The sequence below is a fragment of the Leucobacter sp. 7(1) genome (assembly GCF_900163635.1).
GTDB lineage: Bacteria > Actinomycetota > Actinomycetes > Actinomycetales > Microbacteriaceae > Leucobacter.
Window position 1 is genome coordinate 67,413 of record NZ_FUID01000078.1, and the last position, 23,912, is coordinate 91,324.

Consider the following 23,912-nt stretch of genomic DNA (forward strand, 5'->3'; position numbering starts at 1 on the left):
AACTCCTCCTCGAATGTTTGAACGCTACACCACGGGCACCCATTCTGACGAACTGGGTGCCCGTGGGTGTGGCGAAGGCCGAATCGATCGAATCGTTACACGGCGTTCGCCGCGGAGCTGGAGGCCGCAGCATCGTCAGCAGCGTTGTCCGCTGCAGCTGACGCACTGCCCGACTGACCACGCAGGCGCAGCACCTTCTCATCGTGCCGCTTGAGCGCAGGCTCCCCTTCACGGAGGTGCGCGTACATCGGTGCGGCGATGAAGATCGTCGAGTAGGCGCCCACCAGGATTCCAATGAACAGCGCCAGCGAAATGTCACGCAGCGTCCCCGCGCCGAGCACAAAGGCACCGATGAAGAGAATGGAGCCCACCGGCAGCAGAGCAACGATTGACGTGTTGATCGAACGCACGAGCGTCTGGTTGACGCCGAGGTTGACAGCTTCCGCGAAGGTTGTGCGTTCTGTCAGCTCACCCGGCAGCGTGTTCTCACGGATCTTGTCAAACACCACGACGGTGTCGTAGAGCGAGTATCCGAGGATCGTCATGAATCCGATCATCGCGGCCGGGGTGATCTCGAATCCGGAGATCCCGTAGATTCCGGCAGTGATCACGAGGTCGTGCAGCAGCGCAGCGATTGCCGCGAGTGACATCTTCCAGGTCCGGAAGTACAGCGCCATCACGAGTGAAGCGAAGATCAGGAAGACGAAGAGCGCAATCACCGCTTGGCGGGTGATGTCCTGGCCCCAGGCGGGCCCGATAAACGAGTACGTCACCTCGTCAGGCTTGATGTCGTACGCCGCAGCAAGTGCCGCCGTTACCTCGCGGTTCTCGGCTTCCTCGAGCGCCTCGGTCTGGACGCGGATATCGGTGGGTCCCACGAGCGTCACACGGGGCGCGCTTGAGGGCAGCACCTCGGCAACAGCCTGCTCAGCTACCGCGGTGTCGCGGTCCTGCCCCTCGGTGAGGTGGACCTGGAACTGGCTTCCCCCGGTGAACTCGATGCCAAACGTAAAGCCGCCACGGAGCATTGGCCCGACGATCGACAGCACGATCAGGACAAGCGAGATTGCGTACCAGGTCTTGCGACGGCCGATGAAGTTGATCGACTTTTCGCCGGTGTAGAGAGCGTTGCCGAATTCGGCAAATGAACGAGCCATGGTTAGCTCTCCTTTCCGGTGGTCGCGCCGACGGACTCAGCCGCCTTGCGCTCCGCGATTGTCTGCCGACGTTCTGCTTCCTTCTGGCTCCGAGCCACCTTCTTGCCCGCACCACGAGTGGCAACCACCGGTTCACGGAACTGCGCCCGGCCACGGTAGACGGCCCCGAGCTGACGCGGATCCAGACCGGAGAACTTGTTGCCGTTCTGGTAGAACCGCGTCCGGGCGAGCAGCGTCATCATCGGGTGCGTGAACAGCGCGACAACAAGCACATCGACAAGCGTGGTCAGGCCAAGCGTGAACGCGAAGCCCTTCACATTGCCCACCGCGAGGATGAACAGGATCACCGCGGCGAGGAAGTTCACGCCGTCAGATGCGAGGACAGTACGGAAGGCACGAGCCCACCCGTTCTCGACCGCCCGCTCGATCGTAAAGCCATCGCGCAGCGCATCGCGGATACGTTCGAAGTAGACGATGAACGAGTCGGCGGTGAAGCCGACCGCGACGATGATGCCCGCCACACCCGCGAGCGATAGGCGATAGCCCTGACGCCAGGAGAAGAATGTGAGCAGTAGATAGGTCAAAATACCGGCGATGGCGAGCGACGTAATCGTCAGCGAGCCGAGCGCGCGGTACTGGAAGAGCGAGTATACGACCACGAGGAGTAGGCCGATGAGGCCCGCCAGCAGCCCCGCGCCGAGCTGGCTGGTGCCCAGCGTAGCGGAGATGTCTTCTTGGCTCTGCACAGAGAAGTCGATCGGCAGCGCACCGAACTTCAGCTGGTCAGCAAGCGCCTTCGAGGTCTCCTGGTTGAAGTCGCCACTGATCGAGGGGCGGCCGTCCAGGATCTGGCCCTGCATTGTCGGTGCGGAGAGTACGCGGCCGTCAAGCACAAACGCGAACTGGTTCTGCGGCTCAGGTGCGCCGTAGAGACGAGAGCTAATCTTGCCGAATTTCTCGGCACCGGTCTTGTTCATGATGATCTGCACAACCCAGCCACCAGTGGTCGCACCCGTCTGGGTGGTTTCCATCTGCGCGGTCGCGTCGGTGATCACGTCACCGCTGAGCTCCACGGGGCCGAGCAGGTACTTCTGCGTGCCCGTGTCGTCACAGGTAATGAGGGGACGATCCGCTGTCGCGTTGCCGGTCTCCAGAGCGGATTCCATGTCGCAGGTAAACGCGTCGAACTTCGCTTGCATCGCCGGGGTGACCCAGGCGAGGTCGCCTGCCTCAGCGGGCGGCGGTTCCGGGTAGAGGTCATCGGGATCGCTCATGACGAGCTTCTCCGCGGCCTCCCGAGCTGCAGCTAGCTGGGCCTCGGCTTCTTCCTGAGCCTTCAGCTCGTCAGCAGTGGGCTCCTCCCCGCTCGTGTTTGCGGGCGGAACCTGGTTCATGTCGAGGCCGATCCCCACCGCGAGCACCGGGCGGAAATCGAGCTTCGCAGACGCTTCAATGCGCTGCAGCGTTTCTTCGTCAGCCTTGCCCGGGATCGACACCGAGATGTGCTGGTTGCCCTGCGTGGTGATCTCCGCCTCGGAGACACCCGCCGCGTCAACGCGCTGGCGGATGATCGAGACCGCCTGTTGCAGCTGCTCTCCCGTCACGGCTTTGCCGTCGGTTTGCTCGGCGGCGAGCAGGATTTGTGTACCGCCCTGGAGGTCCAGTGCAAGCTTCGGCGTCCATGTCGCATCGCTCCGGAATACTCCGTAGGTGATGAGACCGGCGAGACCGACGATCAGGACCAGTAGAAACACGAGGGAGCGGCGGGCTCGCCTCACGGCTGGTGTGGAAGCCAAAACTGACTGCTTTCTCTCAGAGGGAGGGGGGAAAGCCGCGGCCGGAGCCGCGGCTTTCAGAAGCTACGCCTTCGGCGTCTGCTCTCCACCCTGCTGGTCAGCGTCGGGGCTCTGCGTGCCCGACTCGTCTGCCACGTTGTCGGTGCCGCGCTCAGCCTCGGCTGCGTCGACCTCCGGAGCGTTCTTCGCCTCGGGGCTGCCGCTCGCGAGGCGCTCACCGAATGCGGGGTCATCGTCCGGAGCAAGATCAGCAGCCGGAGCTTCTTCCGGCGCATCGACCGGCGTCACGATCTGCGACACGGCGTTGCGGTGCACCACAAAGGTGCTCGTACCGCTGCGCACCGTAACCTTGTTGTCTTCCTCGTCAACCGAGTCAATCGTGCCGTAAATGCCCGACTGAAGCATGACGTCCGCGCCGGGGCGAAGGCCACTCTGCAGATCCTGCATCGCCTGCTGACGCTTCTTTCCGTTGCGGAACATGAAGAAGATCAGGAGCGCGATCAGCGCAAACATCATCAGAGTGATCGGGTCAATAGCCACGACAGTCCTTTCGGTGGGCGTGCGCATGCGGTTGCAGAGGGCACAATTCTCTCGATTCTAGCGGGTTCGAGCCTGCAGAAACACAGAGATTTCCAGGGAAGTGCTGACTATGGAGCGCCCGGGACCTCCGGCGGGACGGCCCCGAGGTGCTCCCAGCCAAGTCGCGTCGCGACGCGACCCCGCGGTGTGCGGGTGAGCAGCCCCGTACGCACGAGGAAGGGTTCGACGACAGCTTCGATCGTCTCAGCTTCCTCCCCCACAGAAACTGCGAGGGTCGACAGTCCGACGGGGCCGCCGCCAAACCGTTCCACAACCGCACGCAGCACCTCGCGGTCGAGACGGTCCAGGCCATTCTCATCCACGTCGTACAGGGAGAGGGCTGCGCGCACCGTTGCCGTATCGCCCGGGGTGTCATGCACCAGGCTAAAGTCCCGCACGCGGCGTAGCAAGCGGTTTGCAATGCGCGGTGTTCCCCGAGAACGGCCTGCAATCTCCTCGATCCCCTGCTCGGACAGCTCGAATCCGAGCAGGCCCGAGGCGCGGCGCACCACGCTCGCGAGCTCGTCAACCCCGTAGAATTCCAGGTTCGCCGTGAACCCGAAGCGGTCCCGCAGCGGATTCGGGAGCAGCCCTGAGCGCGTGGTCGCACCGACAAGCGTGAAGGGCGAGAGTTCCAGCGGGACCGAGGTCGCGCCGGCACCCTTCCCGACCATGATGTCGACCTTGAAGTCCTCCATCGCGAGGTACAGCATCTCCTCGGCGCTGCGCGCCATGCGGTGAATCTCGTCGATGAAGAGCACTTCCCCTGGCGTGAGCGCCGACAGGACGGCGGCAAGGTCACCCGCGTGTTGGATCGCGGGGCCCGAGGTTTGGTGGAGTGGCTTGTCGAGCTCGGTGGCCACGATCATCGACAGCGTCGTCTTCCCCAGCCCCGGAGGGCCCGCGAGCAGAATATGGTCGGGCGTGCGCTGCTGCAGGGAGGCGGCGTTGAGCAGGAGCGAAAGCTGGCTCCTCACCTTCGCCTGCCCCACAAACTCCGTGAGGGTCGCGGGGCGCAGCGCGCCCTCATACCGCTGCTCGGCGGTGGTGGCCTGCGGCGAAATCTCGCTGCTCACCGCGCGCTCCCGCGGGATCCGGGCCGGCCCGCCTGGAGCAGCGCAAGCGCAGCGCGCAGCAGATCAGCGCTCGTGTCCGGTGCGCCCGCATCGAGCGCGTCGCTGACCGCCTCGTGCGCTTCGGACTGCCCCCAGCCGAGACCGACGAGGCCATCAACCACACCGTCCGCGGCGCTCGGGGCCGCGGTGGGCTGATCCGGCGTCGCCTCGTCTGCCCAATCCGCCGCGGCAAGCTTTCCAGCGAGCGAGAGAATAATCAGTTTCGCCGTCTTCGGGCCAATCCCCGAGACCTTTCGGAACGCTTTGTCGTCCTCGGTCGCCACCGCCCGTGCGATCTCACCCGGGGCGAGCGCGGAGAGCACGCCAAGCGCGCTCCGCGGACCAACCCCAGAAACACTGATCAGGTGGCCAAACACGTCGAGCTCCGCGACGGTGGCAAAGCCGAACAGTGTCAGCGCGTCCTCACGCACCACAAGCGACGTGTGCAGCGAGATCTCGTCTCCGGGATGGGCCTGAGCCACACGCCCGCTCGGCACCTCCACGCGCATTCCCAGGCCGCCCAGACCCACTACTGTCCAGCCGGCACCCGCAGCAAGAACCGGTCCACGAATCGATGCAATCACATGCCCACCCTAGGATGCCCACGAACGGGACGGGGCCCGCCACACCGGTTATTCGAACAAAAGTACGAATAGCCGGAGCGATGGGCCCCGAAAGACGATGCAGGTATCAGCCTGCGGCGACCCCCACCTCGGCGGGAACGGCGTTGCGTACCGCGCGGTTCACCGAGGAAATGATCGCCTTGAGCGTGGCGCGGGTTGTATCGGGGTCGATTCCCACACCCCACAGGCGCTGGCCGTCGACCTCAAGATCGACATACGCCGCGGCTACCGCGTCGCCGCCCGTGCTCATCGCGTGCTCGACATAGTCGAACAGCGTGACCTCGTGACCGTCCTCGTTCAGCGCGTTGAGGAACGCGTCGACCGGACCATTGCCACGCCCCGTCGCCTGCTTCTGCTCGGCCCCGTCGCGGTAGTCAACGTTCAGCTCCGTGATCCCGTCCCCCGCGCTCGTGGACGCGGTGCGGAAAATCTCATAGCGACCCCAGCGGGCAGCGTCCTCGGACACCGCCGGCAGGTACTCATCCTGGAAGATCTGCCAGATCGCCTCACTGGACATCTCGCCACCCTCGGAGTCGGTGACGCCCTGGACAACCGCGCTGAACTCGATCTGCAGGCGACGCGGGAGATCGAGGCTGTGATCGCTCTTCAGCAGGTACGCAACGCCCCCCTTGCCGGACTGCGAGTTGACGCGAATCACGGCCTCGTAGGAGCGGCCGAGATCCTTCGGGTCGACAGGCAGGTAGGGCACCGCCCACTCCATCTCGTCAATAGACTTGCCCGCCGCCTCGGCGTCCTGCGCCATGCGCTCGAAGCCCTTTTTGATTGCGTCCTGGTGCGAGCCCGAGAACGCCGTGTAGACGAGGTCGCCCGCCCACGGACTCCGCTCTGGCACCCGCAACTGGTTGCAGTACTCCGCGGTGCGGCGCACCTCGTCGAGCCTGGAGAAGTCGATCTGCGGATCGATGCCCTGCGTGAACATGTTGATGCCGAGTGCCACCAGGTCGACGTTGCCCGTGCGCTCGCCGTTACCAAACAGGCACCCCTCGATGCGGTCAGCACCGGCAAGGTAGCCGAGCTCCGCCGCCGCGACGCCTGTGCCGCGGTCGTTGTGCGGGTGCAGCGACAGGATCACGTTCTCGCGATGCGCGAGATGGCGACTCATCCACTCGATCGAGTCTGCGTAGACGTTGGGGGTCGCCATCTCCACAGTTGCGGGCAGGTTAATGATGACGTTGCGCTCGGGGGTCGGCTCGAATACCTCGAGTACCGCATTGCACACCTCTACCGCATACTCCAGTTCGGTGCCCGTATAGGACTCCGGCGAGTATTCGTAATAGATCTCGGTGCCCGCGGCAATGGGCTCGGCGGCCTTGCACATCCGAGCACCCTCGACAGCGATCTGCTTGATGCCCTCACGGTCGGAGCGGAAGACAACGTCCCGCTGCAGAATAGAGGTCGAGTTGTAGAGGTGAACGATCGCCTGCTTCGCACCCACCAGTGACTCGTAGGTGCGGGTGATCAGGTGCTCGCGTGCCTGCGTCAGCACCTGGATCGTAACGTCATCCGGGATAGCGTTCTCTTCGATCAGGTGACGCACAAAGTCGAAGTCGGTCTGGCTTGCCGAGGGGAAGCCGACCTCAATCTCCTTGTAGCCCATCTTGACGAGCAGGTCGAACATAATGCGCTTGCGCTCGGGGCTCATCGGGTCGATGAGCGCCTGGTTGCCATCGCGCAGGTCCACGGCGCACCAGCGGGGTGCCTTCGTGATCGTCTTCGTGGGCCAGGTGCGGTCTGGCAGGTCTACGGGGATGATCTCGTGGTACGGACGGTAGCGGTGGATCGGCATACCGGAGGGCTGCTGCATGTTCTTCATGGGCTCGTCTTTCTCGTCAGTTCACATTCGCTCAGCCAAACACAAACGCCGCGACGAGGAAGGCCTGAAGATTAGGCCTCGTCGCGGCAGCTAAGGAGCAGCGAGCCGAACAGCATGGCCACACTCTATCACGCAAGCTCATAGGCTGGGAGCATGACCCCACGCTCTCGAACACCGCGCTTCGCCGCGATCCTCATCGCCGGCGTCGCGACCCTCTCGGGTCTCCTCTGCGCCGCCCCGGCCGCTCAGGCGGCAACACTCGCGGCGAGTGCGGATGACCCCGCCGTGGAGCAGTTCCGGTATTCGAGCTGGGATGTCGAAATGGATGTGTCTCTGCGGGATGATGGCCGCGCCACCGCCCGGATCACTGAGCGCATCGTCGCCGAGTTTCCCGAGCACGATCAAAACCGCGGAATGATTCGCCTGGTCCCGCAGGAGTATCTCGGTGCGCGCACCGATCCGCGCGAAGTCAGCGTCACGGACGCGATAGGCGATCCGGTACCGTTCGCTGTCGAGTCCGGCTCGGACATTGACGCGGACTCGGACTACGTCGCGATCCTGACCGGTGACGACAAATTCGTGCACGGTGCCCAAAGCTATGTGATCGGCTACACCCTTGACGATGTCATTCTCGCTCGTGCCGATCAACAATTCGACGAGCTGTACTGGGACATGATCCCCCTGAACCGGGCTCAACCGATCGACGCGGCGTCGGTGACGGTCAGGTTCGCCCCGGCGTTGGCCGCACACCTCACCGGACAGCAGCGGTGTTATGTGGGCAGCCACGAGTCGACGTCTGAGTGCCGGATCATGCAGCCGAGTTCAGGGACTCCAGGAACATTCACTGTTGAGGCTGGGGCGCTGCCCGCACAATCCGGACTCACTGTCGCGATCGGGCTCGACCCCGGCACGGTTGCACAACCCGCGGCGCGCCTCCCCAACTTCACCCTGGACACACTCCCGCTGTTTGTCGGCGGCGCAGCGGTCCTCGCGTCCGGCGGCGGTGTCGTGAGCGTTGCCCGCCTTCGACGGTCACGCCGAAGTGACGCGGCGATCATCGCCCAGTACGACGTACCGGCGGATCTCCCCCCGCTGCTCGCCGGGCCGATCGTCGGTGCCTCGAAGCCGACCCCGCCCGCGGAACTTGTTCACCTCGCGCTCCTCGGTGCTACGAGAATCGAAGAACTCCCGGGAAAGAATGGCAAGCGAGCACACAAGCCAAAGCTCGCGTTCCGGCTTCTCGATCCCGCTCGGGCCAGAGACCCGCTCGACGCTTCGGCCCTGACGGCTGTCTTCCCCGGGGCCGCGGTGGGCACGCTCTTCGCAATCCCCGAAGAGGACAGCGATTTCAGCGATCGCATGACAACACTCGCCGCCGCCGGCTCGGGCGCTGCCCTGGAACGCGGATACGTCGAGCGGGTGCGCAGCCCCCTCGGCCGGGTACTTGGCTGGGTCAGCATCGGCCTCGCGGCGGCGTGCGCGGTGTTCATCGTGCTCGGGATCGCGACCCGCACTTCGGACACCCCCGCCATCACGATCGTGTTGGCGGGGGTGGCACTGGTGCTTGGGATCGTGAGCCTCGTGCCGCACCGGGTCCTCACGCCGCGCGGTGCCGAGGCCAGGCGATACCTCTTGGGCGTCAAGGAGTTCATTCGGGTCGCGGAGGCCGACCGTCTGGCCATGCTGCAATCCGTGACCACAGCGGAGCGGCGAGACGCTGGCGAGCACTCCGTCATCGAGCTCTATGAGAAGCTGCTCCCCTACGCGATGCTGTTCGGGCTTGAGAAGGAGTGGGGCCAGACGCTCGCGACGCGATATGCGCACGAGCCGCAGTACTTGCCGATCTGGTACCCGGGGATTCTCGCGGGTGGCGTGGACCGGCTCGGTGCGTCGATCACGCAGTTCTCTTCGTCAATCTCCGCGGCCGCGACCTATTCCGCGAGCTCCTCCGGGGGGTCAACCGGAGGCGGGTTCGCCGGTGGGGGCGGCGGAGGCGGATTCGCAGGTGGGCGATAGTCAACCCGGCGTCGGCGTGGCTCCAGGCCGCGCACGACGCACGAGCCTGGTCCTAGCGCCGACGATACTGTGACTGGCCGAAACCGAGGATGAAGTACCCGATCGGAGCGAGCAGCCAGAGCAAGAAAAAGGCGAAACCGCCGCCCTTCTGGAAACGCTCACCCAGTCGAATCGCGACAAAGATCGAGAAGATGAAGCCGACGATCGGGATCAGGTACAACAGTCCCATCCAGGCCGAGTAGCCCGCGACCTTCACGAGAATGAAGACATTCACGATTGGGATCAACGCCAGGATCCCTGGGTATCCGGCCTTCGAGAACACGCGCCAGAGCGCGATTGCGACAAGGATGTACCAGGCGATCGCTACCGGGCCGACTCCCTGCGTCAGCGTGGTCAGCTGTGCTTGGTCAGTAATCTGGTCCATTTCGGGTCCCTCCCCATATCCCCGCGGTGCCGCGGCTTAGAACCCGAGCCTACCGAGCGCCTTCGGATCCCGCTGCCATTCCTTGAGCACCTTGACGCGCATGGAGAGGTACACCCGGCGACCGAGAAGCGTCTCGATCTCCCGGCGAGCCCGCTCGCCCACGTCGCGTAGGCGGGAGCCACCCTTGCCGATCACGATGCCCTTCTGGCTGTCCCGCTCCACATACAACGAGGCATAGATTTCAAGGAGGCCGGGCGTGCCGTCCTCCTCAGCATCGCGCTCTACGCGGTCGTCGACCGTGGCGGCGAGAGAGTGCGGCAGCTCATCCCGGACCCCGTCAAGCGCGGCCTCGCGGATCAGCTCGGCGATCCGGTCGTCCTCAGACTCGTCGGTCGTGTCCGCAGCGTCGTAGAGCGGCGGCGAGAGCGGCATCTGTTCCAGCAGCACGTCGGAAAGCACGTCGAGCTGGTCATTGGTCAGCGCCGATACGGGAACCACCGCGTCCCACTCGCGCAACTCGCCGAGCCGCGTGAGCTGGTCGATGATCTCACTCTGGGAGGCCTCGTCGACCTTTGTCAGAATGGCGACCTTCTTGGCGCGCGGGAAGTCTTCGAGACGATCATTGATGAAGCGATCGCCGGGGCCCAGCTTCTCGGTCGCGGGGACGCAGAACCCGATCACGTCGACGTCACCGAGCGTCGCCTCCACAAGCGCGTTGAGCCGCTCGCCCAGAAGCGTGCGCGGGCGGTGGATCCCGGGCGTATCCACGATAATGAGCTGGCCGTCCGGACGGTGGGAAATGCCGCGGATCGCGCGACGCGTGGTCTGCGGTTTCGGACTCGTGATCGCGATCTTCTCACCAACAAGGGCGTTCGTGAGCGTGGACTTGCCCACGTTCGGGCGTCCCACAAAAGAGACAAAGCCCGCGCGGAACTCTCCCGCTTCCGGCGTCTGCTGATCGTTCATTCTGTGTCCTCCGAGTCTGTGGTGCCCACCCAGTGAGCTGCGACGGCGAGCAGGCGCTGCCGTCGGCGTTCCATGGCGACCGCTGTGAGCGCGATGCCCGCAACCACGGTCGTGTCTCCTTGTTCGGGCAAGCGCCCGAGATGTTTCGCGACGAGCCCGCCGACGGTGTCGACCTCATCATCGTCGAGCTCAATGTTGAACAGGTCTCCCAGCTCTTCGACGGAGAGCCGAGCACTCACGACGTAGGAGCCGTCCGGCTGCAGTGCGGCCTCGGGTACATCCCGGTCGTGTTCGTCGCTGATCTCCCCGAGGAGCTCCTCAATGACGTCCTCGAGCGTCACGAGGCCCGAGATTCCACCGTACTCATCAACGACAAGCGCAAGATGGTTTGATTCCTCCTGCATCCGACGCAACAGTTTGTCGGCACGCTGGGTCTCCGGCACGAAAACCGCGGGCTTCATCACCCGAGTCATCGGCGCGGTTGCGGCCTCCTCGGGCCGCCGCAACACAAAGCTGCTGAGGTCTCGCAGATACGCGACCCCGGCCACGTGGTCCACGTCTCCGGTGATGACCGGAACACGCGAATGCCGGGAAGACAGCACCTGCTCCAGCCCGTCACGTACAAGCGTGTCACTATCAACCGTGACCATGTCGATCCGCGGCACCATGATCTCCCGGACCAGCGTCTCTCCAAACTCGACAAGGGAGTGAATGTACTCACGATCGCCGTCTTCGAGGAGTGACTGCTCGGCGGCCTGATCCACGATGGAGAGCAACTGCTGCTCGTCCCGGATGCGCGCGCTGCCCCGCCCTTGCCCGGGAGTCACCCGATCACCAAAACGCACAAGCGCGGTGGCGAGGGGTCCCAGGAGTACGCGAATCGCGCGGATCGTCGGAGCCGCGAATCGGATCACCTGATCCGGTCGGTGGGTCCCGACTGTCCGGGGGCTCGAGCCCACGAGCACAAAAATGAGCGCGGTCATCACGAGCGTCGCGATGACGAGGGCAAGCCAGATGTTGTCGAGCGTGGTGACAAGCACGAGCGTGATGAGCACCGCGGCAAGCGTCTCCGCAAACACTCGGGTGAACGCGAGCGCGTTTGTGTGCCGCACCTCGTCCTCCGCGATCGCACGGATCGCTGGGCCGGTGCGGGGGGACGCCTCCGCAAGCGCGAGCAACTCCGCCTTCGAGCGCACCCCCAGCGCCTCGTCCGCCGCGGCGAGCAAGCCGCCAACACCGAGAAGCAGGACCGCGCCGACGAGCAGGAGTCCGACTATTCCAGCGCTCATCGGGAGCGCTCGCGCATGGCGAACGACAACAGCAGGTCCCGCTGGAGGCCGAACATCTCAGCTTCCTCGTCCGGCGTGGCGTGATCGAAGCCGAGCACGTGCAGCATCCCGTGTGTGAGCAACACTGACATTTCCTGCAGCAGATCGTGACCGGCGGCCTCCGCCTGCACGAGGGCGACCTGCGGACAGATGACGATGTCTCCGAGGATCCCGGCCGGTGCCGGGGCCTCCGGAGTTCCAGGACGCAACTCATCCATGGGGAAGCTGAGCACGTCGGTGGGACCCGGCTCATCCATCCACTGCACGTGCAGCTGTTCGATCGCGGCTTCGTCGACCATCACCACACCGAGTTCTGCGTCGGGATGCACATGCATCGATTCGAGCACAAACGCGGCGAGCCGCTGCAGCCGGTCCTCTTCGACGGCGATCCCGGACTCGTTGTTGATCTCGACGCTCATCGCGTGCTCTCCTTGGTGTGCTGCGGGGTGGTGTCAGGGGTGGCACGCGCGGTCCTGGCCTCATCGTGGGCCGCGTAGGCATCCACGATCCGGCCCACGAGGCTGTGGCGTACGATGTCGTCGGCACCCAGTTCGGCGAAGTGGATGTCTTCAACGCCACGCAGGATCGTATTCACGACGCGGAGGCCACTCGAGGCCTGCGGCAGATCGACCTGGGTGATGTCGCCAGTGACAACCATCCGCGAGCCGTAGCCCAAGCGAGTCAGAAACATCTTCATTTGCTCGGGTGTGGTGTTCTGTGCCTCGTCGAGGATCACGAATGACTCATTCAATGTGCGGCCGCGCATATACGCGAGCGGGGCCACCTCAATCGTGCCGTTGGCGAGCAGTTTCGGGACGACGTCCGCGTCCATCATGGAGCCGATCGCATCGAAGAGCGGCCGAAGGTACGGATCGATCTTGTCCTCGAGGCTCCCGGGGAGATAGCCGAGACGTTCCCCTGCTTCCACCGCGGGGCGGGTCAAGACGATCTTCGCGACCTCACGCCGTTGCAACGCCTGCACGGCCTTTGCCATCGCGAGATAGGTTTTTCCGGTGCCAGCCGGGCCGATTCCAAACACAATTGTGTTCGCATCAATCGCGTCGACATATGCGCGCTGCCCGCGAGTTTGCGGGCGCACAGCATTACCCCGAACGCTCACAATCGGGGTACTCAATAGTTGCGCCGCGCGCGGGCCGTTGCCCTCATGCACCATGCGGGTCACTTCTTTCACGTCTGCCCGCGACACGGGGCCGCTGCGGCGTGCGAGCTCCAGGATCTCCTGCACGACCGATTCCGCGGCACGTACAGCGGCCACAGGACCGCGCAGGGACAGCACCTCATCGCGGGAGTGGAACTCCACAAGCGGGTGCTCCTCCTCCAGTTCCCGGATCAGCTTGTCGCGGTGGCCGAGGAACGACGCGAGATCGACACCGGACAGCAGCACTGTTCGGTGGAGCTGCGGGCTGTCCGCGGAGTCACTGGGCTGCGAGTGCGTTGGTTCAGGATCCAACGAGTGAACGCTCCTCAAGGTCGCCGGCGAGCACGTGGGCGTGCACATGGAACACTGTCTGGCCCACGGTTGCGCCGCTGTTGAAAATCAATCGGAACTCGCCGTTCGCGTGCTCCGCTGCGAGCTGCTGGGCGACCGACACAATTTCTGCAAGGGTGTCGGGCTCCGCCGCGGCAAGCTCGGCCACGTTGTCGTACGCGGTCGATTTCGGGATCACCAGGATGTGCACCGGTGCCTGCGGGTTCATGTCAGGAAACGCGATGACGCGATCCGTCTCCGCAAGTATCTCGACGGGGATCTCCCCCGAAACGATCTTGCCGAACACTGTTTCTGCTGCCATGGTCTCAGTCTACGGCACTGCGCCGCAGCGGGCGCTGGCGCGTTGCCCCACCGCGCTCGCGCGTCACCAGCGGCCGAGAATCGTATTCAGCACGGCGATGCCGGCCGGCCCCGCGCTCGAGGTACGGAGCACGGTCTCACCGAGCACACGCACGTCAGCACCCGCCGCGCGGAGCGTGTCGAGCTCGGCGTCGGCGAAGCCGCCCTCGGGCCCGATCACAAGGATGATTTCGGTGAGGGCCGCAGCGTGATCACTCGCCCACGCACTGAGCGTGGTTGTTCCGGCGGGGTGCAGCGCGACGACCGCGGTCCCCTGGGCTGAGCATCGCTCCGCGAGATCCGACAATGTAACCGCCGACTCGATCTCAGGAATCCACGGTCGCACGGACTGTTTCGCCGCCTCTCGGGCGATCCGCTGCCACTTGGCACGGCCACGTTCGCGTTTGTCGGCGTCGGCCCAGCGCGATACCGAACGTGTCGCCTCCCAGGGGAGAATGGCATCGATTCCAAACTCTGTCGCCTGTTCCACGGCGCGTTCGTCCCGATCACCCTTCGCGAGCGCCTGCGCCAGCACCACACGCGGGGTGGCGGCCTCAACCAGCTGCACGGCGGAGAGCGCGACCGCGAAGCGTTGCTTCTCGGCGACCGTGACTGTGCCGCGTGCCAGCGCGCCCGAGCCGTTCCCCAGCAGGATCTGCTCGCCGACCCGGAGCCGGCTCACACGTACTGCGTGGTGTGCTTCGTCCCCGTCGACCTCAATTTCCGCGCCCGGAACGAATGCCGCCGCCTCCAGGTCTTCGCGGTAGTAGAGGTTCGCCACGACTAGCCCTGGCGGAAGAAGCGGTCGCGGATCTTCCCGAAGAAGCCCTGTTGGAACTCGCCCAGGTGGGGTGGATCGTCCTTGCGGAGCGTGGCAAGCTGCCGCACGAGGTCCTTCTCCCGGCCCGAAAGCTTGCTCGGAGTGACAACCTGAACTGCGATTTTCAGGTCTCCGCGCGTGGTACTCCGAAGGCCCTGGATGCCGCGACCACGCACGGTCACCACGTCGCCGGACTGCACGCCACCCTCGACCTCAACCTCTACGTCGCCGTCAAGCGCACCGAGGGTCGCGGAGGCACCGAGGATGGCGTCAGTCATCGACACCTGCATCGTGCACAGCAGGTCGTTTCCGTCGCGACTGAAAATGTCGTTGTGCATGACCCGGAACTCGATGAACAGATCCCCGTTGGGACCTCCGCCCGGGCCCACCTCGCCGCCGCCACGCATCTGCAGGCGCGTTCCAGTGTCGATCCCAGAGGGGATATCGACGGTGATCGTGCGCCGCTCACGGACGCGCCCCTTGCCGGCGCACTCGACACAGGGGTGCTCGATGATCGTTCCGTACCCCTGGCAGCTACCGCACGGGTGCATGGTCACAACGTTGCCAAACAACGAGCGCACCTGGCGCTGCACCTGGCCCTGGCCGCCACACACATCACACGTCACCGGATGCGTCCCCGGCTGGGTGCACGCACCCTGACAGACCGAACACAGCACCGCGGTGTTCACCGTGACGTCCCGCTGCACCCCGAAGATGACCTCTTCGAGCTGCACGTCGACACGGATCATCGCGTCGTCACCGCGTTCGGCGCGCGAGCGCGGACCGCGCTGCTGCCCTCCGAAGCCACCGCCGCCGAAGAAGGTCTCGAAGATGTCCCCGAACCCGTTTGCACCGCCCTGGCCGCCACCCATGTCGTAGCGCTGGCGCTGCTCGGGATCGCTCAGCACGTCATACGCGTGCGTGACACCTTTGAAGCGTTCCGAGGCCTCTTCACTCGGGTTGACGTCGGGGTGCAGCTCCCGGGCAAGTCGGCGATACGCCTTCTTAATCTCCTCGGGAGTCGCCTCTCGCGACACGCCCAACGTCTCGTAGTGATCTGCCACGGGGTATTCTCCTCAGATTGGTTCGTAAAGTACGGTGTGCGGCGTTCGACGCTACCGCGTCTCACCCAGAAAACGGTTCAGGTAGCGCGCCACCGCGCGCACCGCAGAAATGTTGCCGGCGTAGTCCATCCGCAGGGGCCCCAGCACGCCGAGCTTCGAGACGGAGGCACCCTCCTCCTCGTAGTTTGAGGCGATGACGGATGCGGCGGAGAGGCCGTAGGCGTGGTTCTCCCGCCCGATTGACGTGGTCACGTCTCGGCCGTCCTGCACAAGCTCGTCAAAGAGGCGCAGCAGAGTGACCTGTTCCTCGATCGCTTCGAGCACCACGGGAAGCGCGCCCTGAAATTCGACGGGGCGGGACAGGTTCGCGGCCCCGGCGACCGCGATGCGGTCGGTACGGTTTGCGCTCAGCTGGGTCCCCACAACATCAAGAACGCGGCGCACCAGATCCACTTCGTCGGGTCCAGCCCAGTCACCGATTGTCGCGTCGAGCTCCGCGACCGCGGCGGCGGCAGCCTCCACATCAGTTGCGACCGCGGCCGACGCGATCCGATCCCGCAGCCCGTGCACCCACGCCTCGGTCACCTGGGAGGCTGGCAGCCAGGCCACCTGCTGCTCCACGACGCCGCTGCCGAGGATGAGCACGCAGAGCACCCGGTCCTCGCCGATCGCGACAAGATCGATGTGGCGCACAAGCGTGCGCCGGAGCGATGGATACTGCGCGACCGCAACCTGGTTCGTGAGTTGCGCGAGGAGCCTGACCGTGCGCCCCATGATGTCGTGCAGGTCCGTAGACTCCCCCAGGAAGCGTTCAATCGCAGTCCGCTGTGCGGCCGTCAGCGGACGCACCTTGGCGAGCGTGTCCACGTAGAGCCGGTACCCCTTGTCCGTGGGGACGCGACCGGAGGAAGTGTGCGGCTGCGCAATAAGCTCGTCATCCTCGAGCAGCGCCATGTCGTTGCGGATCGTTGCGGCAGATACCCCGAACTGATGCCGATCGACGATGGCTTTTGAGCCCACCGGCTCGTTCGACGAGACGTAGTCGCTCACGATAGCGTGCAGCACGGCCAGACTTCGCTCCGAAACCACGACCCCTCCTCGCTTGCGACACCCGCACCCAATTGGCACTCGGTAAACCTGAGTGCCAAGTCTAGCGCAGGTGCCCTGCCGAACCGCAGCTGTCCGCTGAACGCGAAGAGCGCCGGGGCAGGGTGCCCCGGCGCTCTGACGGTCGCGGATCAGATCCGCGGCCGCGTGCGTTACTTCAGTGTGTCTGCGCGGTGCAGGAACGCCGCCATCGCTTCGCGAGACAGGTTTGCCTTCGGTGCGTAGGTCGGCTTTCCACTCGGCTGCTTGATGCCGGTGGATCGCTTCGTCTCCATCATCCAAGCGATTTCCTTGTAGAACTTGTCCCCCGGCTTCAGATCCGCCACCGGCGAGACCTTGGGTGCCTGGTAGTTCTTCGGCGCTGCATCACGGTAGAGGAACGCGGCGACTGCTTCACGAGTCACCTTCGCCTTCGGCGCGAACTTGGGCAGCGCGTTGCCGTTCTTGATCCCCGTGGAGAGCTTCGCGTCGTACATCCACGCGATCTCCTTGTAGAACTTGTCGCCCGGCTTCACATCCGAGAACGGGGACGCCTTCGGCGCGACGTAGCCCTTGGGGGCCTCGATGCGGAACATGAACGCGGCCATCGCCTCGCGGGTCACGGCATCCTTCGGCTGAAAGGTGTAGCTGACCTTGCCGTCTGCGCCGACCTGCTTGTTGCCGGTCGTAATGCCACGCTCCTGCATCCACATGATGTCGGCGTAGAACTTGTGCCCCTTGGGAATGTCCGTCAGAGCCGGCTTCGGCTGCGGCTTGGGATCGGGCTTGGTACCGGGATCCACCGGCATCGGTGCCGTGAAGAACTCGGTGGTGACACCGTTGAACGCGATCGACTGGATCGTGGCCGAGCCACTCTCGACGTGTACGCCGTAGCCGAGCACATCGTGTTCGCCGAGCGCCGCGACGATCTCGTCGAGTGACGTCGCGGTGTTTTTCGGGACGAGAACGCCACCCTGGCCAGCGATGTCCCGCGAGGACACCCATTCGCTCGTGTCCGCGAGCTTGCCTGAAGCGGGAACGAGCGCGCGCAGCGTGGTGAACTGCTGCTCAACCACGCCCTGCGGGTAGCTGAAGACAGGGATCTGCGCCCAGATATCGGCCCCGCCGGCATCCGCGGCGACAACAAGACTCTTCGCCAGGCCCGCCGCGTTCGGGAGGAACGAGTCCTCTGCGAAGCCGTTGAGCACCTGGGACTTGCCCGTGATCTTCAGGCCCGCGGCGTTCTTCTTCTCACCGATGACAGTTTCGAAGCTGCCGCGCTCGGGGCCCGCCGGGACACCCTCGTGCCAGCCCGGGTAGCTGCTCTCGTCGGGACGAATATCCTTCGCATCGACGAAGGCCGGGGTGCCCGGTGTGCCGGGTGCGGTCACGACGGGAGCCGCCGTGAACTGCGTGGTGGTGCCGCTGGCGCTGAAGTTCGAGACGAGGACCTCACTCGCCGGACGCGAGACGAGGAAGCCGGCACCGATCGCGCGCGCGTCATCATCAACATCGAGCGCGTCAACAAGCTTGTCGAGTTCGGCACTCGAGTTGGCCGCGAATGCCGTGCCGATGGCACCGCTCGTGGTCCAGATATCCGCAGCCTCGCCAGCCTGCTTCCGCAGCGTCGTGTACTTTGGCTTGCCCGCCTCGTCATAGTCAAAAAAGACGGGGATCTGGTAGGTCACGGCACTCAAGTCTGAGGCCACAATATCGAGGCTCTCAGCAAGCACCTCGATGGAGCCGCGCGTCTCCGCCGCAGCGTCCGGGAGCGACACATCGAGGCCGTTCCCCTTGCGCACGAGCACCTCGGCCCCCTGAGGTACAGTGATCCCATTGCGCTGCTGCGTGACGAGCTGCGACTTTGAGGGATCGAAGTGCCAGGTGTTGTACGCCGCAGATTCCTCCGCCGCGTTTGTCGTCTGTGCGATTCCCGTTGCCGGAACATATTCCGGTGCTGTCGCATCGGTGGCCTGTGCGGCGCTCGCTCCGAGCACCGCCCCACTGACAATCAACGCCGTCGCCGTAGCGCCGGCACACACTTGCCGCATTCGCATGAAGTTGCCTTCCTCACCGTTGAACCGAATTGGTTACTGCGGGAGCTATCAATGCCCCCACCCCAGTGAAAGATAACCCAGCTTCAATGGCTTCACAAGTTACGCATAGGAAACTCTGTGTCTCGGATGCGTGAACTGTCAGTGATTTTGGGTGCCACCACCCAAGAGTTGGTGTACAACTGTGTCGGCAAGCAGACGTCCACGAAGCGTCGGGATCACCCGTCCGCCAATCGCAGCCTTCCCCTCAATCAGGCCCTCAGCGATCAGCCCGGGAATGGCGGAACGCTCACCGGCGGTCAGCACTTCAGTCGGCAATCCATCGGCGATTCGCGTCTCGAGCAGCACCCGCTCGTCGCGCCGCGCCTCGGGAGTCAACACCTCTCGCGAGTGCGCCGGTGACACCTCGGCGTGCACCCGGCTCGCATAGGCACCCGGATGCTTCACGTTCCACCACCGCACACCGCCGACGTGACTGTGCGCTCCGGGCCCGGCGGCCCACCAGTCCTCCCCGGTCCAGTAGGAAAGGTTGTGACGTGATCGAGTCTCTGGCGTGCGTGACCAGTTGCTGATCTCATACCAGTGCAATCCGGCCTCAGCGAAGCGCGCCTCAGCCAGCTCATACATTTCGGCGTGGAGGTCTTCGTCAGGCTCCGCTACCTCGCCCCGGCGGATCTGCGCAGCGAGTTTGGTGCCGGCTTCGACGATAAGGGCGTACGCGGAGATGTGATCCGGCTCACACGCCAGCGCGGCGTCGAGCGAACGCTCCCAATCCGCGAGGCTCTCCCCTGGAGTGCCGTGGATCAGATCGACGCTCACCTGGAGCCCTGCTTCGCGTGCCCAGGCCACGACCTGCGGTACCCGTTCGGGTGCGTGGGTGCGATCCAACGTCCGCAGCACGTGCGGCACTGCGGACTGCATGCCAAAGCTCACCCGGGTGAAGCCGCCAGCTGCGAGCTCCCGTAAGTATGCGGCGTCGACAGAGTCTGGATTCGCCTCGGTCGTGACCTCAGCACCCGGAGCGATCCCCCACTCCTCACGGATCTTCGCGAGCATCGTTGTCAGATCACTCGCTGGCAACAACGTGGGCGTGCCGCCACCGAAGAACACCGTGGATACCTGGCGCTCAGGGAGACCTGCGGTCCGCAAGACCTGTGCGCCAAAGCCGAGTTCCCAGCACACCTGCTCGGCGTACTCTGCGCGGCTCGTGCCACCCAATTCAGTCGCCGTGTACGTATTGAAATCGCAGTACCCGCACCGAACCCGGCAGTACGGCACGTGCACGTAGACGCCGAAACGCCGCGACTCGGCCCCGTCTCGAACGCTCGGCGGGAGCCCGCCGTCTTCGGGTGCGGGATCGCCGTCAGGCAGAACGCTCGGCACTCGGGCCCTCCGAGCTTGCAGGCTGCGCGCCCGGAGCAAGAGCCGCGAGCTGGTGACGCACCTGCTCAACCGCAAGCTTGAGTTCCGCACGAGCACGCAGCCCCAACAGGCCACTCTTCGGGGCGTCAAGGAAGCCACGGGCGAACGCCCACACGGTTTCATCCTCGCGCAGCTCGATCCCGAACTGCTGCTCACCGACAACACCCTGCTCGTCCGCGGTCCCCCAGGCGAAGCCCACAACACGGTCCTCAGTCACCGTATAAATCACGAGGACCTCACGGTCGGGCTGGCCGGTGACGCTCAGCACTGCCCGGGTCCCGGGGACAACGTACGGCTCACCGTCAGGCCCAAAATGTTCCTCGGGGGCCGCGGCAGCCTGAGGCTTCCCCGCATCGTCAAATTCAGGACCCTGGTAGTCGCTGCCGGAACCGCGCTGCAGTTCCCGAACACCGACCCCGGCGCCACGCTGGGCTCCCCAGGTCATCAGCAGGCTCGACGCCATCAAAAAGCGGTCCTGACCGCTTCCCAACCGCAGGGTTTCCTCGTACGGGGTGCTCCCATTGGGCGGGAAGCGCTGCAGATCAGGGGCACGCGAAGCCCCCACCGCGGCGTAACTCACCGGCATGTCGACGTGACTCTGCCGGCGCGTGGGCTGGCCGTCGCTCATTTCTTGCCAGCCTCCTTGCCTTCCACGTCGCCCGACAGTGCGGCGATGAAGGCCTCTTGCGGCACCTCAACACGGCCGACCATCTTCATACGCTTCTTGCCTTCCTTCTGCTTTTCGAGCAGCTTGCGCTTTCGGCTGATGTCGCCGCCGTAGCACTTGGCAAGCACGTCTTTCCGGATCGCACGGATCGTCTCGCGGGCAATCACGCGAGAACCGATCGCGGCCTGGATCGGCACCTCGAACTGCTGGCGCGGGATCAGCTTGCGCAGCCGCTCCGTCATCAGCGTGCCGTAGGCGTAGGCGCTGTCGCGGTGCACAATGGCGCTAAACGCGTCCACCTGATCGCCCTGCAGCAGGATGTCAACCTTCACCAGATCGGCTTCCTGATCGCCCATGGGCTCGTAATCGAGGCTGGCATAGCCCTGCGTCCGGCTCTTGAGATGGTCGAAGAAATCGAACACGATCTCGCCGAGCGGAATGCTGTAGCGCAGCTCGACGCGCTCGCCGAGGTACTCCATGCCCAGCAGTGTGCCGCGGCGACTCTGGCAGAGCTCCATGATCGCGCCCACGTAGTCCTTCGGGGCGAGGATCGCGGTCTTCACGACAGGTTCGCGGACACTCTTGATCTTGCCCTCGGGGTACTCCGAGGGGTTCGTGACCGTGACAACCTTGCCGTCTTCTGTCGTCACCTGGTAGATCACGCTGGGCGCGGTCGCAATGAGATCGAGATCAAACTCGCGGCGCAGACGCTCCGAGATGATTTCGAGGTGCAAGAGTCCCAGGAAGCCGCAGCGGAAGCCGAAGCCCAGCGCCACCGAGGTCTCCGGCTCAAACTGCAGCGCGGCGTCTTCCAGCTTGAGCTTGTCCAGCGCTTCACGCAGCACAGGGTAGTCGCTGCCGTCAAGCGGGTACAGCCCGGAGAACACCATGGGCTTGGGGTCGGTGTAGCCGGGGAGCGCTTCCGTGGCGGGCGATCGCTTCGAGGTGATCGTGTCACCCACCTTCGACTGGCGCACGTCCTTCACACCGGTGATCAGGTACCCGACTTCGCCCACCGCGAGGCCCTTTGTCGGGGTCGGTCCCGGAGCGGACACACCAATCTCGAGCGCCTCGTGGTCGGATCCGGTCGACATCATCTGAATCTTCTCGCGCGGCGAGAGCTTTCCGTCGATCATGCGAACGTAGGTGACGACGCCTCGGTAGGAGTCGTAGACCGAGTCGAAGATCATGGCCCGCGGCGGCCCGTCCGGATCCCCGACCGGGGCCGGGATCCGCTCGGTGACGCGGTCGAGGAGTTCTTCGACACCAGCGCCAGTCTTGCCCGATACCTTCAAGATATCGTCCGGGCTGCCGCCGATCAGATCGGCGATCTCACGGGACACCCGCTCCGGATCTGCCGCGGGGAGATCGATCTTGTTCAGGACCGGGATGATCTCCAGGTCGTTCTCCATCGCGAGGTAGAGATTCGCGAGTGTCTGTGCTTCGATCCCCTGCGCCGCATCGACAAGCAGGATCGCGCCCTCGCACGCGGCGAGCGAACGTGACACCTCGTAGCTGAAGTCAACGTGACCCGGCGTATCGATCATGTTCAGGGCGTGTGAGACACCGTCGACATCCCAGTGCATGCGCACCGCCTGGGATTTGATCGTGATGCCGCGCTCGCGCTCGATATCCATGCGATCGAGGTACTGTGCCCGCATCTCGCGGTCTGGCACGGTGCCGGTGACCTGCAACATGCGGTCGGCGAGCGTCGACTTGCCGTGGTCGATGTGCGCGATGATGCAGAAGTTGCGGATGCGCGCGGGGTCGGTCGACGCCGGGACTGGGGGGTTCAGGCTGCGTGGAGACATTGTGGGCCATTATCGCACGGCGCGGGTCGGAGTCGCTCATCCGCGCGCGCAACACGCGTGCCGCGCGCGGAAGAAACCTCAGCCCGCTGTGTCCACGGCACCGGACACCCACACCCGGCGTCACCTGCAAGAATGGTCGGCATGACCAGTGTCGTTTCCCTCTCGCGCTACCCCGTCAAGGGGTTCACCCCCGAACCCCTCGACTCGATCGTGGTGCAGGATGATGGCCGAGTCGCGGGCGACCGGGTACTCGCGTTTCGCTTCGGCAACGCTGCGCTGCCCGAGGAGAAAGACGGCCTGGACTACTGGCCCAAAGCGCGCGGGCTTTCACTCCAAGATTTCCCCTCCCTCGCGGCTCTGCGCCTCGAGTACCAGCAGGCGGAACGTGTGCTCCGGTTCTGGCGTGATGGCGAGCTCCTCGTGGAGGGCGACCTCGAACCCGCCGGACGCCGGCGGCTCGAAACCGCGATGGCCGAAATTGTGCTGGGCTCTCCGGAGGCTGCGCGCCTCGAGCGGCCGGGCCGGCTTCCACTGGCGCTCGTGGGTGACGGGGTCACGTCACGCTTCCAGGATCGGGCGCGGGGCTTCGTGTCCGTGCACAGCGAGGCGAGCGTGGCGACGCTCGCGGACGCACTCGGCGCCGCTGTCGATCACCGCCGGTTTCGATCGAACATCGTGATCACGGGCGTCGAGGCAGAAGCAGAGCTGCGGTGGGCAGACACCGTGCGCATCGGCGACGTTGCGTTCGAGCCGCAAGGCTCGATCGTGCGCTGCCTGGCCACCCACGCAAATCCAGAGACGGGGGTACGGGATCTGCCGGTACTCACGACGCTGACCCAGCAGCTTGGCCAGCGCCAGCCCACAATGGGTCGGCTGCTGCTCCCCACAGATCGCGGCGGCGTGATCCAGCTTGGCGACACAGTCTGCTAGAGTTGACTCTTGGCTTGCGTGTGGATGACACCACACACCCCGCAAGGTGCCCTCTCTCGCCGCGCGGATCCACCTTATTCAGCTTTACCCCTTTAAGGACGTAACCCAACGTGGCAAACATTAAGTCGCAGATCAAGCGCATCAAGACCAACCAGAAGGCAACCGAGCGCAACCGCGCGTACAAGAGCGAGCTCCGCACCGCTGTGCGCGCCGCCCGTACCGCAATCGCGACCGGCGACAAGGCCGCTGCCCAGGCTAAGGTGCAGGACGCGAGCCGCAAGCTCGACAAGGCTGTCTCCAAGGGTGTCATCCACAAGAACCAGGCCGCGAACCGCAAGTCGGCTCTCGCTGCGAAGGCTGATGCGCTCTAA

At 64.9% G+C, this 23,912-nt stretch carries 22 protein-coding genes; 3 read left to right on the forward strand and 19 right to left on the reverse strand.

The genetic code is table 11. The annotated features are described in order from the left end of the window. Positions 1 to 95: 95 nt before the first annotated feature. The 6 genes from secF to leuA all read right to left on the reverse strand — a co-directional run bounded on the left by secF (position 96) and on the right by leuA (position 7,104). Positions 96 to 1,157, reverse strand: coding sequence for a protein translocase subunit SecF (gene secF / locus FM113_RS14745; RefSeq protein ID WP_087015582.1), 1,062 nt, complete (start codon positions 1,155 to 1,157; stop codon positions 96 to 98). 2 nt (positions 1,158 to 1,159) lie between these two features. Then, positions 1,160 to 2,953, reverse strand: coding sequence for a protein translocase subunit SecD (secD, locus tag FM113_RS14750; protein WP_087015583.1), 1,794 nt, complete (start codon positions 2,951 to 2,953; stop codon positions 1,160 to 1,162). A 63-nt stretch (positions 2,954 to 3,016) separates the two neighbouring features. Then, entirely contained in the window at positions 3,017 to 3,493 is a 477-nt protein-coding gene (gene yajC, locus FM113_RS14755) for a preprotein translocase subunit YajC (protein ID WP_087015584.1), read from the reverse strand. 107 nt (positions 3,494 to 3,600) lie between these two features. After that, positions 3,601 to 4,608, reverse strand: coding sequence for a Holliday junction branch migration DNA helicase RuvB (ruvB, locus tag FM113_RS14760; RefSeq protein WP_087015585.1), 1,008 nt, complete (start codon positions 4,606 to 4,608; stop codon positions 3,601 to 3,603). Next, the gene (gene ruvA, locus FM113_RS14765) at positions 4,605 to 5,231 is read right to left on the reverse strand and encodes a Holliday junction branch migration protein RuvA (protein WP_087015586.1); all 627 of its coding nucleotides are present in this window, start codon (positions 5,229 to 5,231) and stop codon (positions 4,605 to 4,607) included. The genes ruvB and ruvA overlap by 4 nt, the downstream gene beginning before the upstream one ends. Positions 5,232 to 5,337: 106 nt before the next feature. Next, positions 5,338 to 7,104 (reverse strand): 2-isopropylmalate synthase, encoded by a 1,767-nt coding sequence (gene leuA, locus FM113_RS14770; RefSeq protein ID WP_087015587.1) that lies wholly within the window; start codon positions 7,102 to 7,104, stop codon positions 5,338 to 5,340. A 153-nt stretch (positions 7,105 to 7,257) separates the two neighbouring features. Here leuA and FM113_RS14775 point away from each other — a divergent pair, with 153 nt between their 5' ends. After that, positions 7,258 to 9,120, forward strand: coding sequence for a DUF2207 domain-containing protein (locus FM113_RS14775; protein WP_087015588.1), 1,863 nt, complete (start codon positions 7,258 to 7,260; stop codon positions 9,118 to 9,120). 52 nt (positions 9,121 to 9,172) lie between these two features. Here the strand turns inward: FM113_RS14775 and FM113_RS14780 are convergent, their stop codons facing one another. The 13 genes from FM113_RS14780 to lepA all read right to left on the reverse strand — a co-directional run bounded on the left by FM113_RS14780 (position 9,173) and on the right by lepA (position 22,611). Then, positions 9,173 to 9,544 carry a DUF5684 domain-containing protein gene (locus tag FM113_RS14780; RefSeq protein WP_087015589.1) on the reverse strand — a complete coding sequence of 124 codons (372 nt, stop codon included), beginning with the start codon at positions 9,542 to 9,544 and terminating at the stop codon, positions 9,173 to 9,175. 36 nt (positions 9,545 to 9,580) lie between these two features. After that, positions 9,581 to 10,510, reverse strand: coding sequence for a GTPase Era (era, locus tag FM113_RS14785; protein WP_087015590.1), 930 nt, complete (start codon positions 10,508 to 10,510; stop codon positions 9,581 to 9,583). Then, positions 10,507 to 11,799, reverse strand: a complete 1,293-nt coding sequence (locus FM113_RS14790; RefSeq protein ID WP_087015591.1) for a hemolysin family protein — start codon at positions 11,797 to 11,799, stop codon at positions 10,507 to 10,509. Before FM113_RS14790 ends, era begins: the two co-directional genes overlap by 4 nt. Further along, positions 11,796 to 12,257, reverse strand: coding sequence for an rRNA maturation RNase YbeY (gene ybeY, locus FM113_RS14795; RefSeq protein ID WP_087015592.1), 462 nt, complete (start codon positions 12,255 to 12,257; stop codon positions 11,796 to 11,798). The genes FM113_RS14790 and ybeY overlap by 4 nt, the downstream gene beginning before the upstream one ends. Beyond that, on the reverse strand, positions 12,254 to 13,243 hold the full coding sequence (locus FM113_RS14800; RefSeq protein ID WP_254909032.1) for a PhoH family protein: 990 nt from the start codon (positions 13,241 to 13,243) through the stop codon (positions 12,254 to 12,256). The genes ybeY and FM113_RS14800 overlap by 4 nt, the downstream gene beginning before the upstream one ends. Positions 13,244 to 13,298: 55 nt before the next feature. Further along, complete coding sequence (locus FM113_RS14805; protein ID WP_087015594.1) at positions 13,299 to 13,649, reverse strand: HIT domain-containing protein; 351 nt, start codon at positions 13,647 to 13,649, stop codon at positions 13,299 to 13,301. A gap of 63 nt (positions 13,650 to 13,712) precedes the next feature. Continuing rightward, positions 13,713 to 14,468, reverse strand: a complete 756-nt coding sequence (locus FM113_RS14810; protein WP_087015595.1) for a 16S rRNA (uracil(1498)-N(3))-methyltransferase — start codon at positions 14,466 to 14,468, stop codon at positions 13,713 to 13,715. A 2-nt stretch (positions 14,469 to 14,470) separates the two neighbouring features. After that, on the reverse strand, positions 14,471 to 15,571 hold the full coding sequence (gene dnaJ, locus FM113_RS14815) for a molecular chaperone DnaJ (RefSeq protein ID WP_087015596.1): 1,101 nt from the start codon (positions 15,569 to 15,571) through the stop codon (positions 14,471 to 14,473). A gap of 51 nt (positions 15,572 to 15,622) precedes the next feature. Continuing rightward, entirely contained in the window at positions 15,623 to 16,660 is a 1,038-nt protein-coding gene (gene hrcA / locus FM113_RS14820; protein ID WP_087015597.1) for a heat-inducible transcriptional repressor HrcA, read from the reverse strand. Between the two features lie 170 nt (positions 16,661 to 16,830). Next, positions 16,831 to 18,714: an S-layer homology domain-containing protein gene (locus FM113_RS14825; RefSeq protein ID WP_087015598.1), complete on the reverse strand. Its 1,884-nt coding sequence runs from the start codon at positions 18,712 to 18,714 to the stop codon at positions 16,831 to 16,833. Between the two features lie 138 nt (positions 18,715 to 18,852). Beyond that, the gene (gene hemW / locus FM113_RS14830; RefSeq protein WP_087015599.1) at positions 18,853 to 20,094 is read right to left on the reverse strand and encodes a radical SAM family heme chaperone HemW; all 1,242 of its coding nucleotides are present in this window, start codon (positions 20,092 to 20,094) and stop codon (positions 18,853 to 18,855) included. Further along, on the reverse strand, positions 20,075 to 20,761 hold the full coding sequence (locus FM113_RS14835; RefSeq protein WP_087015600.1) for a DUF1990 family protein: 687 nt from the start codon (positions 20,759 to 20,761) through the stop codon (positions 20,075 to 20,077). Before FM113_RS14835 ends, hemW begins: the two co-directional genes overlap by 20 nt. Continuing rightward, a complete protein-coding gene (gene lepA / locus FM113_RS14840; RefSeq protein WP_087015601.1) occupies positions 20,758 to 22,611 on the reverse strand; it encodes a translation elongation factor 4 in 1,854 nt (617 codons plus the stop codon). Before lepA ends, FM113_RS14835 begins: the two co-directional genes overlap by 4 nt. 141 nt (positions 22,612 to 22,752) lie before the next feature. Between lepA and FM113_RS14845 the strand changes: the two genes are divergently transcribed. Next, positions 22,753 to 23,541, forward strand: coding sequence for an MOSC domain-containing protein (locus tag FM113_RS14845; protein WP_087015602.1), 789 nt, complete (start codon positions 22,753 to 22,755; stop codon positions 23,539 to 23,541). 110 nt (positions 23,542 to 23,651) lie between these two features. Continuing rightward, complete coding sequence (rpsT, locus tag FM113_RS14850) at positions 23,652 to 23,912, forward strand: 30S ribosomal protein S20 (protein ID WP_087015603.1); 261 nt, start codon at positions 23,652 to 23,654, stop codon at positions 23,910 to 23,912.